The sequence below is a fragment of the Ornithinibacillus jepli genome (assembly GCF_047228935.1).
In the GTDB taxonomy this organism is placed as follows: domain Bacteria; phylum Bacillota; class Bacilli; order Bacillales; family Amphibacillaceae; genus Ornithinibacillus.
Genome location: NZ_JBFEGG010000003.1, coordinates 397210 through 413613, shown reverse-complemented (window position 1 = coordinate 413613; position 16404 = coordinate 397210). Strand labels below are relative to the sequence as shown.

Below are 16404 nucleotides of genomic sequence, written 5' to 3'. Positions count from 1 at the left end.
GGTAAGGAATAACAACTTACCTTCGCTTTATTTTAATTTACAACTGATTTAACCGTAACCGTTAATGATAATGATTCGAATGTACCTTCTTTTATTTAAAGCAAATCTCCTGTAGGTCATACTGTGCTTTATCATCAATTACCGTATCAGTAAAGATATAGAAGTTCGGCTTGGTAAATTGGGTAGAATTCGATGGAACATTTAATTTCTCCCAAGCACCAGTTAGCATCACCGTTTTATTAATATATACTTCTCTCATCGTATTTTCTACATTAGAAATCAATTGAAGATGTTCTTTTCGATTATAGCTACCAACAATAAGGTTCCGATCGACACTCAAATCATTTTCATCTTTCCCAGCCACAAGTTTCAACCACTTTCCGGTTTTATCCTGTAGATTCACCCAGTTGTTTTCCATTACTTCATCAGATTTTAAAAATGCAGTTGACTGCCAGACTTTACCATTGAAAAACTTCCCTGTCTGTTGATCTAGTTCTGAAACATGGCATAAAATAGGTACTCCTGGAAGTGTAAGAAAATATTGATGTGTAGTAAGCCCTTTAAACTCCTCATTCTGTTCAATGGTCGTAGAAAGCTTAATACCTTGCCATTTATTCCCTTTATTATCTATTAGGTTAGCAAAATCAGCCTTTGTAGTTTCTTTTGCTAATGAATGTGGTCTAATTTCTGCTAACCCGCTTGAAATCCCACCAGACCACGGATTCCACCATAGTTTTGGTTGAAGCGTAGGGAAGGAAGTATCTAGCCATTCATGACCTTGATAGGTAAGCGAATGAAGTGCCGGGAAAAACTCTGGTGCTGCTTTAAATTCTATCACCCCATTATTCAACTTCCATACATCCATCCCTTGCTCATCTCCAACAACTTGCTCGATATTACCGTCCCTTTGTTGAATAACAAGTGTTTCTAGTTCTTGAACCGTTGCATCTAGACTTGCGTTTACTTTAACTATTGAAATAGGTGATAGTTCTCCTAATAGTAATTCAGCAGACCACTCCGTTTTCTTCTTTTCTCGATCTACTTTTTCTTCTACAAGCTTTTCTAAATTTGGAAGTGAAACCGACAATTCTCCATGAAGGTGATTTGATTTATAGTCTGTTACTTTTACGATAGCCTTCTCACCTTGAACGAACGGATTGTTATTTTCTAAAGAAACTCTTAAGTGATTAACATGTTTCACTTTTTTAGAGCTCGTATGATTCGCAAATGCTCGGAAGCTCTCCACCTCATGAAAGGCACCGATAGAGAATACGATTGGACTGGTTCTTTGGATACTTCTAGAATCAATTTTCCCTAGTTCATGCTCAAAGTAGTGATACCATGAATCAAAATGTACTTTACTAGGTGATTCCCAGCAAATACCGACTGGATCTATTGCCCCTTTAGAAAATATCCAATTCTCCGTTACTTGACTATCATCCCAATATTCATAGGAATTACCAATCGAGTCAGTTAGCTCCACTACTTCCCCTTTGTAAGGAATAATAGCCTTGTCTAATCCTAAAAAGATAGGCTGATTAACCCAGATCAATTCAGTTGTTTTTACATCTAACACATTTTCTACTTCATAATAGTTTACTACAAGCCCGTCACGATATAACTTGATAATAAAATGTAGTTTAATAGATGGAAGGGCTTTAAGAATATAGGTAATTTTCGCGCCAATCATTGCATCCTCTTCAAAAAACTCTATATTACTATATTTTGCTTTAGCAAGTTCCTCAGAGTATGGTTTCCCAACTTTCGGTGTCATCAGACGAATGCTGCTATCCTGTTTTTTCCTACCTATATCGATGGTATTCCCTTTTTTGTTTAAACTTGCAAAATATTGTCCATTAAACAATTGAACCTTTTCTTCATCAGCTCCAGTGAATTTCGCACCGATTCCTCGTAATGGAATACCGATTAATCTTGTGAATTCGACAGTTTCCCCGTTGTTTTTGATTGCTTTAATAGGTAGAGATGCTTCATAAAAGCCAAATTCTTTTACTACAAACTGGAAAGCTATTGATTTTCTTTCCTTAGGATTCATTTCTAAATGTAATTGTTTAGTTTGTATCTCCATGATTGGTGAATCTGGAAGCTCTACTTCAAAATGAATTTTTTCAGAGAAATTATTCATTAAGTCTAAGTAGAATGTGTTTTTATTCCCTTTAAATGTTAAATCTTCTTGAAAATAGGCTGTAACTTGCGCTGGATATTTCGGTAAAATTCCCAGTTTAAAGGTTGCTTCCTTACCATTAATTTTAACAATTGTCTTCACTGTAGGATGTGTTCGGAATGAATTCTGTTCTTCTTCTATTGGATTTATATAAAAGCTTCCGATAACCTCTACCTCGTCAGTAACATCTATTGATTTTTCAAATGAGTATTCAATATTTTTATTGCTGACACCATTTAAGTCAATCTGCAGTGGTTTACCAGTTTTATTTGTAATGGTGTACCTAACTTCGTACTGGTCACCAAAAACTAGTTGATGCTCATGGACTGATGCTGCAATATAATAATCATCTGTTTCGATTAACCTAATTCCTCTTCCAGTTCGTTCAAATTCTATTCTCAATGTTTGATTCTCTTTTTCCCATGAATATTCATAGTAATGGAAATCATTTTCTACTCTTCCATCAGGCTTTACTTCAATTTCTCTCGTACTCATATCATACCAATTAGCGTCCTTAAAAAAATCGGCTACCGCTTCAGTATGTAACACTGTTGGCATAAAGTTCATTAAATGCGTTGTATCATCGCGCTCTTCCCAGAAAAACCCACATTTTTTATATAATGGAACAGCCTTCGTATTACCTGGCCATGTGTACAAATCTAGTCTTGGCCACTTTAAGCTAATTGCTTCTTCAAGTGCAGTTAGCAATAATTTCTTCCCAATCTTTTTCCCATGATAATCATCACGTACATTTAAAAGCGGAATATATAAAGCCCCTTCATCATCGCGATACTCACTAAATCCGCAATACCCAACAACCTTTTCTCCTTCTAAAGCAAGGAAAGTATGAATATTAGTTGAATTCCTCTCCCGATGTAAAATTGACTCTTCTGTATCTACCGTGTTTGCCCCACCCCAGCCATCGCGACTATGGTTCCACATATCTGCAACTTTAGCTGCATAGCTTTCATCGTACTTTACGATCTTGATGTCCATAAAACTTTCATCTCCCTTTCATTCAATACCTGATTTACAATCTTTAATATCACCTTACTAAAACAAAAAGAACCACCCTGAATAAGAATGGTTCCCCAATTAGATTTATTCATAATGAACAAATCAATCATAATTTAAATTAAAAAACCATAGAATGCACAATACATCCCATGGTATAAATTCAGTAATGGTTAATTAAAGGACTTACGTAACCAGTAGGTTGTATTTCGCGTATTATTTAGTTTATTTAGTGTTTGATTTACTCTGATCATGATATACAACCTCCTTTTATAATATTTTGAATGTTTATTACTCCATCAGTATACAGAAAATTCATTAGGTTGTAAACCTATTTTTTCCATTTTTAAGTACTAATGTTTAACTTAAGGTTTAGCTTTCATATAAGAATATATTAGTAAAACAATCCCTATTAAAAGAAAAGACCACGTAAAGAAATTATCAGGTACTGAATTTTCTGGAGTAGGCGGATATGCTCCCGAATTAATTTGTCCTAACCAATATATATTAGAACTTAACCGTTCGATTGTATAGATTACGCCACCTGTTAGAACGAATAGTGAGCCTAGTATAAACCCAGTATTTTTATTCATGCTATCCCCCTCTTTTCCATTATTTTTATCATGATAACCATTAAATTCATGTTACCGTTCAAGTTCGCCGATGTAATGATCCGATGGTTCTAACCTTCTACTAATGAATGATAAATCAATATCTCATTATTATGTTCCACAATAATTATGCTTGGTGCATCACCTTTTGAATATTCTTTTTCACTGACAGAATATATTTTTGACCCTTCTGGTAGGTTCGTAGCATAAAAGTTTTGGTACCAAAACGGATTAAAGGTCTGTTTCTTAATTTCACCAATTAGTGAACCCTTCGTATAATTACTTTCTTTAAACCATTCCAAATTTGTAGCTTCCGAATATATTAGTCCATCTAGCATCAAAATGTCAACATCCGGATTTCCTTCTAATATATCTTTTGCTGAGGGGTTTCCTATACTGAAACTAGGAGGAAATGAGCCTTTTAAACTTAAAATAATTAATAAAACAAAGAACAAAGATATTCCAATAAATATAATAACTTTCTTTCTCATCCTAATATCCCCCTATACAATCCTACATCCTAACTTCTATTTTGACGTTAAGCCATCAATATGACATAACCAATCACAGTACCTACACTGTAATTAACGTATTCCAATCATGATTAAATCACTTGCGAACCAAGCTAAACTCCAGAGGTAAAATGGGCAATTCGACTATATAAAAAGGGTATCCAATGTCAATCATTAAAGGCAAGTTAATATTACTACTGTAAACTAATCTATTAATAATACGAAAAGGTTGTTATAAATGTTTCAATATTCAAAAAAATATCGATGATTTTGACATGGATATATCAAAACAAAAAAATCACACTTTAAGTGTGATTTTAACAAGTTCACCTTACATGTATATTTTCTAACTCTTTCATTACAATAGAAACTAATGCATGTTCTGCATCAAGTCCAGAAATGCTGATCAATGTATCTTCAAAACCTCTTTTTGTAACCATATTCTTTAATTCAACCGCTTCTGCATCTTCATCATATTCATAATTTAATGCAGCTGCAATAACCTTAGATAGATTCGAAGGGCTTTTTCCCGTTATGTCCATATACATAAGCGCTGGACGAATTAACCGATCATTTGGACCAAGCTTGCGAATTGGTCCTCTCGCCACACGTGTAACCTCATCCGAAATATATGGATTTTGGAATCGTTTAATAATTTTTTGGATGTATTCATGGTGTTTATCTCTATCAAAATGGTAAGTTTGAATAATTGCTTCACCAGATTCCAATAATGCCCCAGTTAAGGTTTCCTGGATAGTCTCATCCTTCATTGCATCAACAATAGTACGATACCCCAGCTTATAACCTAAATACGCTGGAACTGCGTGGCCAGTATTTACAGTGAAAAGCTTCCGTTCAATATATGGTTTTAAGTCATCCACATAAGTAACCCCATTAATTTTAGGAATTTCTCCTTTCACAGCTGACTTATCGACCACCCATTCAAAGTATGGTTCTACCATAACCTCTAAGCGATCTTTATTATTCTGATTAGGGACTATCCGATCAACCGCAGCGTTCGGAAATCCAATAAGTTCATCCATACGAGCTATTTCCTCTTTTGACAGATGCTCATAAACTTTTTCTCTTAACAGATCACTACCACCTACCATGTTCTCACATGCAATAATATTAAGTGGTATTGGATTCGTTTGTAATCGAGCCCTCAGCCCAGATGCAATGAGCTCAGATATTAATTTCAATATATTTGGACCAACTGCAGTTGTAATTAGATCCGCTTTTGTAATAGCATTGATTACTTTTTCGGAATCTATCATACTATTAATCCCAGATATATCTTTTACATTAAATGTTTCCTTTTCTTCCCCGGCTAGTACCACATTATATTCCTGTTTCTCATTAATTTCATCAATAACTGCACCATTTACATCGACAAATGTTGTGTGGTAATTAGATTGATACAATAGTGCACCAATAAAGCCTCTACCAATATTTCCTGCTCCAAAATGTACAGCTAGCACTTAGTTCACCTCATTAAAAAGACGTAGTATGTCATCTTTGGTTTTTGCTGCTAGGATTTTCTCAATATTAGCTTCTTCCGAAAGAACAATTGCAATTTTCGATAATACGGTTAAATGTTCATCACCTTTACCGGCAATACCGATTAATACTTTAGCAATTTTTCCTGGTCCAAATTCAACACCACTTGGCACTGTAACGACGGATATTCCAGTTTCCTTTATATCTTGTTTAGCACCTTCTGTACCATGTGGAATAGCGACGTTGTTTCCCATATAAGTGGAAGAGAGCTCTTCTCTTTCTAGCATTTTTTCTATATATTCTTCTTCTACATATCCATTCTTCACAAGAATTTTACCCGTATATCGAATTGCGTCCTCTTTGCAATCAAACGCCTCATTTAAATGAATATTTTCCTGAGTTAAAATTTCTTTAGTCACCCTTGATGCACTCCTTAAAATAGATTTTTTTCCTTTAAGAATCGTTGAAATTGCTTAGTAAGAAATTCTTTGATTTTTATTTCATCCCCTAATTCAAATAACCTAATATTCTCTTCTCTTTGGATCAGTAAATTACTAATATAGCTTAAAATTTCTAATACTTCTTTACTCGTATTTTCAGGTGCTAACATAAGCAATATAGTATTAATTTCCATATCTGCTTCATCCATCCCCCGCACGAGGATAGGGTTAGGTAATGTATAGACTCGGAAACAAGGTTTAACAACCTCATCAGACCTAGCATGATATAATGACATCGACGTGTTCGGGATACCCAAACCGCTTATTTGTTCACGCTTTATCAATTTGTCGTGGATGACCCGTTTATTCCGAATAATTTCTAAAGCTTCCAGTTCTGTGCAGATAGTGTTTAATACCTCCATCGAAGTTGGTTCTAATATAGCGTTTACTTGAAAGACTTCTAATAATGAAAGAATAATTTCCGAATATTGTTGTGTAGCCTTCAAATTATAAATAAAATCCTGCCTAAGCTCATTTCCACCACTTGTGAACGGTGTTTCGTAAAGCTTTGGTTTAGATTGTAATTTTCTTTTTCGAATCATTTTCTGAATACGTTGGACCTCTACATCGGTCAACATTGGAGAAGTTACTATATATTCCCGATCAATTCCGGATAATGGAATGGTGGAAATAATAACTTCATAGTCATCTAGATTAAGCTCATCTAAATCGAATATCGATTTATTTTCTACCTGTTCTATTTCTGGTATTTTTTGAAGTAATTTCGAAGCTAATATTTTCGCGGTACCAATTCCGCTAGAACAAATAACTAATGCATGTATCCGAATATCATTTTTATTCAATAATGTCGCTGCAAAGTGTAAAACCAGATAGCCAATTTCAGCATCTGGAATTTTCATTTCGTTAAAAATTTCACTAACACCTTGTCGTATCAAATCAAAGAGCTCCAGATAATCTTCTTTAATGACTTTAAGCATTGGATTTTTAATAGGCATTCCTTGCTTAATCCGGTAGACCGTTGGCTTTAAATGTGCAACTAGGTCATTTAATAATGAGATATTATCCGTTAAATCGACAGATAAATTGGAGCTTACAAATTGTATTAACTCATTCGCTTTTACCGCTATATCCATAGTGGAATCTTCAATAAAATAATTCTTGCTTAATTGTAGCTTTGCCCCCATTAGATGCATCGTAATATAGCCAATTTCATCCGTTGGGATATCAAGAGATAATGCCTTGCCAAGGTCTTGAATAATCTTTCTGGCAATTGAATATTCTATTGTTTCCTTAATTTGATCCATATACTCTGTATCAAATGTAATATGTTCACCTTTTTGAAGTCGTTCCATTGCAAGTGCTAAGTGAACGACCAATCCAATATAAGAATTATCCGCCAATTCATGTGGCAATTCTCGTCTTACCTTTTCGACCACATTTTGTATGATGAAAAGCTTTTTCGGATCAACAGATCCAAGTAAACGACTTGAGATTACTTCTGATGGTGATTCCCATTTAGAAGAAATATCTTGATTTAGCGAAACAATCTTAAATGGCTCAATATACGTTGTGATAATCTGACTTAAGGCAGCTCGCTTTTTAATTTCTTCCCCGTTTATTTCTACCCCATATCCTCTTTTACGAATTAATTGCAGGTTAAAGGACTCGAGTTCTCCTTCAAGTTGATCTAAATCATGACTTATCGTTGCAATCGTTACATTTAATTCATTGGCAAGGGTGAACAGTTTTGTTGGTTCCTTCGCCTCTAAAAGAGAGGATAAAATAATAGCTCGTCGCTCTTCAGATGTAAATTCTGAAAAGGTTTGATTATTCAATGCTTTAAGGAATTCTTGTTTGTTCTGATTCGTTCCAATGATTCGAAGTCCAATTCCAGACCGTTTTACTAATTCAAGATCGTAATCCGATAAAATTCCAGTAATGTTTTTTAAATCTCTATGAATGGTTCGTTCACTAACATCCAGCATTTCCGCAATTACTTTTACCGTGACATCCTCTTCAGACTGAAAAAGAATCTCTATTATTTTTCGCTCTCTACTTGAAATATACAAGCTGTTCACCCCCCTCCAATGATTTTCTCACTTTATTTACTTAATCGCTTAACTAATTCATCATATTTTGGACTGTTTAAGAAATTATCTACCGAAATATGCTCCGCATTTGGAAGCTTTACTTTAGCACGGTCAGTTAATTCTTTTTGTGTAATAACGATATCCGCATCACTAGGCAATTCATTTATTGCGCTGTTTGTAACCTCGATATCAATATTTCCTTCTTTAAATTTGTTTCGTAATAAGGAAGCACCCATTGCACTTGATCCCATACCGGCATCACAGGCAAAGATAATTTTATGGACATCTTGTTGCACAACTGCTGCAAGTTCTTCTTGAGCTTCACTATCACTTTGCGCAAGTGCACTAGCAACTGAGCTTTTCTTCCCTTTTAATTCTTCCATTTTTGAAGTAGCGTCTGATAAATCTTCTGTTTTTTCTTTACTTGTTTTCAAGATTAGTGAAGCAACACCGAAGGAAACAGCAGCTGATACTACAACTGCAAGTATTACGCCAAGATAGCTACCTTGAGCAGTCATAGCTAGAACAGCAAAAATACTACCTGGAGATGCCGGTGCGACAAGTCCAGCGTCAAAAATTGTAAGAGTAAAGACACCACTAACTCCCCCAGCGATAGCAGCTAATAGTAAAGCAGGCTTCATTAAGATATATGGGAAGTAAATTTCATGTATCCCACCTAAAAATTGAATGACTGCCGCCCCAGAAGCAGAGCTTCTAGCTGCACCTTTACCAAATACCATAAACGCTAATAAAATACCGAGTCCGACACCTGGGTTTGCTTCAAGTAGGAATAATACAGAACGTCCAGTTTCAGAAGCTTGTTCAACCCCTATAGGACTTAAAATTCCGTGATTAATCGCGTTGTTTAAGAACAATACTTTTGCAGGTTCAATAATAATGTTAGCTAGTGGTAATAAACCTGCATCGATAATAAAGTCAACACCAGCAGCTAATACCTTATTTAATCCTGCAACAACAGGACCAATAACTTTTACTGCAATACCCGCTAAAATTGCTGCTAAAATACCAGCTGAGAAATTGTTATATAACATTTCAAATCCAGAACGAATCTTTGATTGAAACACTCCATCAATTTTCTTCATACACCAACCAGCAAGTGGTCCCATAATCATGGCACCTAAGAACATTGGAACATCTGCCCCAACGATTACACCCATGGTTGCAGTAGCACCGACTATACCTCCACGAATATCGTAGACCATACGTCCACCAGTAAAACCTATTAATAATGGTAAAAGATAATTAATCATTGGATCTACTAATGCTGCTAAATCTTCATTGGGAATCCAGCCATCTGGAATAAATAAAGCAGTGATAATACCCCAAGCAATAAAAGCCCCAATATTTGGCATGATCATTCCGCTTAAATAACTACCAAACTTTTGAACTTTGGCACGGAATCCTTTATTTTCTGCCATCGTTAACCCTCTCCTATTCTTAATATAAATTTAGATAAGTTCTTCACTCAAATAATACAGCGCTTACAGTAGGACTTTCAATCTATTCTAAACATGAATTTGTCAATCTACTTCCTGACAAAATTAAAGTTCACTCTATAGGATGAGTATTTCTGTAGCCATCTATCTAATAAACCACTAGGAATATTATACTATCATTTAATAATAGATGAATTTTCCAATATTTTCTCTTTTGGTTCTTTAAAATTTTATAATCAAAAAACTCATATTATTAAAGAACACTTCAATCGTTAGAACCCAAACAGTAATCTTTCTAACAATTCTAAAACAATCCTCTGTATCGTACCAATTGGAATTAATGAAAAATAAAGCATAGACTTTCCAAATAGAAAGTCTATGCTTTAAACCACAATAACGCAAAAAAACCACCAACATATGTATTGGTGGAGACGGCGGGAGTCGAACCCGCGTCCAAAGGTAACGACACTCAGGCTTCTACACGTGTAGTTGGTATATTATATTTCGCTATCTCTTCAGCCTACCAACAGGCTTCCGAGTAGCTAGTCTGATTAATTTCTACGGCCATCCTCAGACGGTGGATGCCGTAATAGCCCGCTCAATTTGAGACCCTTCAATCCGCTTCACGGGCGAAAGCGGGAAGGATCCTTTAGGCTAGCTTATGCAGCTGCTAAAGAGTAATTGTTTTCTTTGCCAGTTATATTTAGGCGATAACGTTTTACGAGTCGTAACCTCGACGCGCAACCTGAGCTCGACCTACCCCTGTCGAATCCGTAACGTCCCCATAAAAGGAAAACGCTCGGGTATATACGAGCACAAATTATTATTTAATTGTTGGCCGCTCATTGGCGACATATTCTATTATAACATATCCAAATACATTTTCAAGGGTACTACCGTGGGATGTTTTCCCAGTAAAGCTTTCGTTTCCCAGTAGACTCATTTATTCAATTAGTAGTTTTTCTATGACGAGCTTCGTCATATTCGGCACAATCTCCATTGAGTAATCAATTTCTACTCGTTCAAGTTTCTTATGCGCATCAAACCCATATGGTCCAATATTGATTACCGGAACATTTATATCACGTATTGCTTCATAATCCACATAATGCTTTGTTCCCCAAGCTGGATTATTTTCCTTAACAGCATTAATCCCCGCTTCATCATCACTGATTGCCATAAAACTCATATCCGAAATATATGGGAAGAAGTTCTTAACCTTTATTGGTTTATCATAAATAGTCTGTATGGTTTCCACTGCTCTTTCTAATGCATCATTCAACCTGCGTTCATTAGGAGTCTTTTCAGTCAATTCAATTCTTGGGTAATACAACGATGAGTAAAAAAGTATAATGGCAGGATCCTTATCCTCCATCCACTTCCATGCCTCTTCCACAACTTTTAAAGCAAATAGTCTTGTATCTAGTGATTCATCATGAAGTAATGCCATTTTAAAAGTATCCATCGAATCTAAATACTTCTTTCCATAAGCCTTCACTAACATTGCTTCCATTTCCTCGTAGGTAAACACTCTAGGGTTCCATTTAACACCGTCGTACTTTTCCCCAGACATCTTACAATATGCTTTATAGCTTTTATCAAAAGTATCTAATGCATTCTGAAAAGCAGTCTCAGCTTGCTCCTTTAAAATGGAGAGTACTTTTTTCGGCGTCCACGAATGAATGAAAAAGTTATAATACACAAATGCTCCCAACGCTGTTTGCACATTATAGGCTGTCTTAAGATCCATTTGTTTTAAAGCTACTGGAGGTAATGTATACTCACCATATGATTCATTACAAAGCTGTGAATTATAACTAATCTGTCTTGTCAGTTCGGAAGCAATAAAATTAGGATCAATTCCCTCAAAAGCAGCACCAACATGGGTTTCTGCTCCAGTAATATAGAAGGATGGTAGTAATTTTCCTACTGTACCTTTATAAATATACCGGTTCGGATCTCCTTCATATAAAGGAGATACAAAATCAGCATTTATCGCTGCAACATACTCAAATTCAAGATCCTTTTTCCATTTTTTTAATGTCTCTAAAGCAGAGAGAATACCATGAGAACCGTCCTCTTCATCACATTCTGCAAGGAACACGAGGTTACCATCTAGTTTTTCCGGATGTTCTGAAAAATATTGTAGTAAAAATAAGTTACTTGCTACTCCGCTCTTCATATCTAAAGCTCCGCGCCCAAATAACCACTCATTAGGTAACAGTTGCTCCCGAGCTTTGTAAGGGATATCTTCTTCCTTTAAGATTTCCATCCATTCATCAGGCTGAAAAGCATAATCCCCTTGTTGATTGAAATCTTCCACTCCAACTGTATCCATATGCCCCATCATAATCACCGTTCGATTGCTGTTACCTTTTCCTTTCACATAAGCTAATACATTATAGCGATTCATTTCATCGTTATTGGTTTTCTCGATAATTAACTGGTCGGGATTCGTTTGGAAATACGAGAAAGAAGCGATCATCGTATATAACGAGTGGGCTATCACACTTTCCCCTTCCGTATTGACAATACTTCGAATCGAAACAAGCTGCTTCGTAAGGTTTAACACATCATCACGGCACTTTATTATAGTATATCCCATTATGTTTATCCCCTTTTATAGACTAAACCATCAGCAGAATAAATCATGCTGATGGAAAAGGTTTATCTATTATAGTCTTTTATAGCTCGGTCAATATCTCTCTTCACTTGCTTCTTCTTTAGATCCTCACGTTTATCGTATTTCTTCTTCCCTTTACCAAGTCCAATTAATACTTTCGCATATCCGTTTTTGATATAAATTTTCAACGGAACAAGTGCAAAGCCTTCTTGTTGGGTTAAACCAATTAGTTTATCAATCTGTTTCCGATGTAATAATAGCTTTCTTGTTCTAGTCGGATCATGATTAAACCGGTTACCTTGCTCGTATTCCGAAATATGTAAATTAATTAATTGAACTTCTCCACGTTTATCAATTCTCGCATGGGAATCTTTTAAATTCACGCGCCCTGCACGTAAGGATTTAATTTCTGTACCTTGAAGTACAATACCTGCTTCATACGTATCTTCAATAAAATAATCATGTGATGCTTTTTTATTTTGTGCAATTACTTTACCTTCACCTTTAGGCATTTTTAAGCCCTCCCAAAACTTCCGTGCATCAATTTTACCAAATAATGATGTGTTATTCCAATAGGAAACCATTATTCAAACCATAACATAACTAAATACAACGAAACCCCAAAGGCTAGCTTTTAAACCATTGGGGCTAAAATTTATAACATCAATAAACTTAGTGCCATTAGCGCCATACCACAGATGACACCATAAATAGAAACATGGGCTTCATCAAATTTCTTTGCTGCTGGAAGTAGTTCATCTAAAGAAATAAATACCATGATTCCTGCTACTGCTGCGAAAATAATACCGAACATTGTTTCCGATAAGAAAGGCATTAGGAATAAAAATGCTACAATGGCCCCAACTGGTTCAGCTAGACCGGAAAGAAAGGATAGTTTAAATGCTTTTTTCTTATCATTAGTTGCAAAATAAATCGGGACAGAAACCGCAATTCCTTCTGGGATGTTGTGTATAGCAATTGCAATGGCAATCGCAAATCCTAAGGTTGGATCTTGGATAGTGGAAACAAATGTTGCAATACCTTCTGGGAAATTATGTATCCCAATTGCTAGTGCAGTAAATACGCCCATTTTCAATAAGTCAGGATTTTTTGTCATTGCTCCATTGCCTTTCATATCCTCCACTTTCTTCAGTTCATGAGGATTAGAACCTGATGGAACAAAACGGTCAATCAACGCAATTAAAAGCATTCCAGCAAAGAAAGAAGAAACGGTTAACCATCTACCACCATCCTCACCTAATTCCGAGACAAGTGAGTCCTGTGCCTTTACAAAAATTTCAATCATCGACACATAAATCATAACCCCTGCTGAAAAACCTAAAGCAAAAGATAAAAATTTCGTATTTGTAGTTTTGGCGAAAAATGCTAATAAACTTCCTATTCCCGTTGCTAATCCAGCCATTAGCGTGAATAAGAAGGCAAGAATCACTTCATGTGACATTCGATGGATCTCCCTTCATAGTTGGACTACCTAATTTGTTTTTCCCTAGGGAAACATTTTGGTTATAGCAATATATTATTCGATTGATAAAAAATATGCAATAAAAATATTCTAAAATTTAGTAATCCTGTTCTCCTCTAAAGAAAAAGACTAATCCTGTTTTTGGGGAACAGAATTAGTCTATGCGCAACGAACTGTTTTTGCGCCTATTTCCTCTTTCGTGTTTTCGGTTTGTTGGATTTGGCGGGATGTTTACCAGATTTCTTACTAGATTTCTCATTTACAGCTGTTTTTCCTTTATTATTTCCATTACGGCTCTTATCCACTTTAGGAAGATCTTTGTTTCCCTTTTTTCCTACTCCAACGATTTCAAAGTCAATCGCATGTTCATCCATATTAACACCTGTAACACGCACCTTGATTTCTTGTCCGATTCGATATACTTTACCTGTCCGTTCACCTATCATTGCATAATGACGCTCATCAAAGTGATAATAGTCATCCGTTAAATAACTCACATGAACTAGACCCTCAATGGTATTTTCTAGCTCTACAAATAATCCAAAGCTTGTTACCGAACTGATAACTCCAGTGAATTCCTCTCCAATTCGTTCCTGCATGTATTCAGCTTTTTTCAAGTCATCCGTATCTCTCTCGGCATCGACTGCGGTTCTCTCTTTTTCAGAAGAATGTCGTGCAATCTCAGGTAATTTCTCTTTCCAAGCCCCGATTGTTTTGCTATCAAGCGTCTTTTCAATTAAATACGTACGAATTAAACGATGTACAATTAAATCCGGATATCGTCTGATTGGCGATGTAAAATGAGTATAAAACTCTGTTGCTAGCCCAAAGTGTCCGACCCCTTGTGGATCATATTTTGCCTGCTTCATGGAACGGAGCATGAGCTTCGATATAATCATTTCTTCTGGTTCACCCGCGGCATCCTCTAATACTTTTTGTAAGCTCTGTGGGTGGATTTCATTTGCAGTACCTTTTACTTTATAGCCAAGTCCGCCTAGAAATTCAAAGAAATGCTGTAATTTACTTTGATCCGGATCTTCATGAATCCGGTGAATAAACGGTACATCCATCCAATGGAAATGCTCTGCCACCGTTTCATTAGCTGCTAGCATAAACTCCTCGATTAACCGCTCTGCAACGGAACGCTCCCTAATCACAACGTCTGTCGCTTTTCCTTCTTCATCCACTAACACTTTTGCCTCTTTAAAATCAAAGTCAATCGCACCACGACCCATTCGTTTTGAACGCAAAATAGATGCTAGCTTTTCCATTTGCTCAAACATCGGGACAAGTGGTTGATATTTCTCACGAAGCTCGTCATCTTGATCAACTAAAATTTTGTTTACATCAGAATATGTCATTCTTTCCGTTGTGCGAATTACACTTTGGAAAATTTCATGATTTACTACTTTACCAGTAGTATCAATTTCCATTTCACAGCCTAACGTTAATCGGTCCACTTTCGGATTTAAAGAACAAATTCCATTAGACAAACGATGAGGAATCATCGGGATAACGCGATCCACTAAATAAACACTTGTCCCACGTTCAAATGCTTCTTTATCTATTGGTGTACCTTCTTTTACATAGTAACTAACATCTGCAATATAAACACCTAGCTTATAATTACCATTTTCAAGCTTTTTAACGGTAACCGCATCATCTAAGTCTTTCGCATCCGCTCCGTCAATTGTAACAATTACTTCGTCACGAAGGTCTCGTCTATTTTCAAGCTCATTCGGATCAATTTCATCTGGTGTATTCACTGCTTGGTCTAAAACTTCTTCTGGGAAGTCCATTTTAATTCCATGCTTATATATTATTGAAATAATATCAATACCAGGATCATTTTTATGGCCAAGAATTTGGATGATTTCACCTTCCGCACTCATCCGATTCTCTGGGTATTTCGTAATACGTGCAATAACTTTATGTCCTGCTACTGCACCGTTCATCTTACTCTTTGGAATAAAAATATCATTTGGAATCCTTTTATCATCCGCAATAACAAAACCAAACGCTTTATTATCCTCAAATGTCCCGACAACCTCGGTAATAGCACGTTCTAAAATACGTATTACTACCCCTTCCGGACGGTTTCCTGATATATCTTGCTTTTCAATACGTACAAGCACACGATCATTGTTCATTGCTGAAGCTAAATCCGAATGATGAATATACACATCGGTTTCGTTTTCATCATCAGGAATTAAAAAAGCAAAACCTTTGGCATGCATTTGAATTCGACCACGGATTAAGTTCATTTTTTCCGGTAAACCGAAGCGATTCTTTCTAGTACGAACTAATTCACCGTTATACTCTAATTCATTTAGTGCTTTTACTAACTCTTTAAATTCTACAACATCAGTAATTTCTAATATCTCTTCTAATTCCTCAACAGCTAAAGGCTTAGAATCATATGTTTTAAAATAATTTCTCACTTTTTCTAGCATTATTTCACTCATACTAAC

General features: G+C 35.8%; 11 protein-coding genes and 1 other RNA gene. All 12 read right to left on the bottom strand.

The features are described from left to right. Nucleotides 1-91: 91 nt before the first annotated feature. Entirely contained in the window at nt 92-3178 is a 3087-nt protein-coding gene (locus AB1K81_RS13790; RefSeq protein WP_412977233.1) for a GNAT family N-acetyltransferase, read from the bottom strand. 383 nt (nt 3179-3561) lie between these two features. Continuing rightward, the gene (locus AB1K81_RS13785) at nt 3562-3789 is read right to left on the bottom strand and encodes a hypothetical protein (RefSeq protein ID WP_412977232.1); all 228 of its coding nucleotides are present in this window, start codon (nt 3787-3789) and stop codon (nt 3562-3564) included. Nucleotides 3790-3878: 89 nt separating this feature from the next. After that, nucleotides 3879-4298: a hypothetical protein gene (locus tag AB1K81_RS13780; RefSeq protein ID WP_412977231.1), complete on the bottom strand. Its 420-nt coding sequence runs from the start codon at nt 4296-4298 to the stop codon at nt 3879-3881. Nucleotides 4299-4645: 347 nt separating this feature from the next. Further along, complete coding sequence (locus tag AB1K81_RS13775; protein ID WP_412977230.1) at nt 4646-5800, bottom strand: mannitol-1-phosphate 5-dehydrogenase; 1155 nt, start codon at nt 5798-5800, stop codon at nt 4646-4648. After that, complete coding sequence (locus AB1K81_RS13770; RefSeq protein ID WP_412977229.1) at nt 5801-6238, bottom strand: PTS mannitol transporter subunit IIA; 438 nt, start codon at nt 6236-6238, stop codon at nt 5801-5803. Between the two features lie 14 nt (nt 6239-6252). Next, nucleotides 6253-8349: a BglG family transcription antiterminator gene (locus AB1K81_RS13765; RefSeq protein ID WP_412977228.1), complete on the bottom strand. Its 2097-nt coding sequence runs from the start codon at nt 8347-8349 to the stop codon at nt 6253-6255. Between the two features lie 32 nt (nt 8350-8381). Further along, nucleotides 8382-9809, bottom strand: a complete 1428-nt coding sequence (locus AB1K81_RS13760) for a PTS mannitol transporter subunit IIBC (RefSeq protein ID WP_412977227.1) — start codon at nt 9807-9809, stop codon at nt 8382-8384. A gap of 441 nt (nt 9810-10250) precedes the next feature. Next, nucleotides 10251-10611, bottom strand: a transfer-messenger RNA (tmRNA) gene (ssrA, locus tag AB1K81_RS13755). Between the two features lie 159 nt (nt 10612-10770). Next, nucleotides 10771-12432, bottom strand: coding sequence for a M20/M25/M40 family metallo-hydrolase (locus AB1K81_RS13750; protein ID WP_412977226.1), 1662 nt, complete (start codon nt 12430-12432; stop codon nt 10771-10773). A 62-nt stretch (nt 12433-12494) separates the two neighbouring features. Further along, on the bottom strand, nt 12495-12962 hold the full coding sequence (gene smpB / locus AB1K81_RS13745; RefSeq protein ID WP_412977225.1) for an SsrA-binding protein SmpB: 468 nt from the start codon (nt 12960-12962) through the stop codon (nt 12495-12497). Nucleotides 12963-13105: 143 nt separating this feature from the next. Further along, nucleotides 13106-13912, bottom strand: a complete 807-nt coding sequence (zupT, locus tag AB1K81_RS13740; RefSeq protein ID WP_412977224.1) for a zinc transporter ZupT — start codon at nt 13910-13912, stop codon at nt 13106-13108. A 206-nt stretch (nt 13913-14118) separates the two neighbouring features. Continuing rightward, nucleotides 14119-16398 carry a ribonuclease R gene (rnr, locus tag AB1K81_RS13735; RefSeq protein ID WP_412977223.1) on the bottom strand — a complete coding sequence of 760 codons (2280 nt, stop codon included), beginning with the start codon at nt 16396-16398 and terminating at the stop codon, nt 14119-14121. Between the last annotated feature and the right edge of the window lie 6 nt (nt 16399-16404).

What these genes read in the sequence shown, in the direction of transcription:
- AB1K81_RS13750 (WP_412977226.1), bottom strand. Translation starts at nt 12,432, where the DNA reads ATGGGATATACTATAATAAAGTGCCGTGATGATGTGTTAAACCTTACG.
- AB1K81_RS13785 (WP_412977232.1), bottom strand. Translation starts at nt 3,789, where the DNA reads ATGAATAAAAATACTGGGTTTATACTAGGCTCACTATTCGTTCTAACA.
- rnr (WP_412977223.1), bottom strand. Translation starts at nt 16,398, where the DNA reads ATGAGTGAAATAATGCTAGAAAAAGTGAGAAATTATTTTAAAACATAT.
- AB1K81_RS13760 (WP_412977227.1), bottom strand. Translation starts at nt 9,809, where the DNA reads ATGGCAGAAAATAAAGGATTCCGTGCCAAAGTTCAAAAGTTTGGTAGT.
- AB1K81_RS13780 (WP_412977231.1), bottom strand. Translation starts at nt 4,298, where the DNA reads ATGAGAAAGAAAGTTATTATATTTATTGGAATATCTTTGTTCTTTGTT.
- smpB (WP_412977225.1), bottom strand. Translation starts at nt 12,962, where the DNA reads ATGCCTAAAGGTGAAGGTAAAGTAATTGCACAAAATAAAAAAGCATCA.
- zupT (WP_412977224.1), bottom strand. Translation starts at nt 13,912, where the DNA reads ATGTCACATGAAGTGATTCTTGCCTTCTTATTCACGCTAATGGCTGGA.
- AB1K81_RS13790 (WP_412977233.1), bottom strand. Translation starts at nt 3,178, where the DNA reads ATGGACATCAAGATCGTAAAGTACGATGAAAGCTATGCAGCTAAAGTT.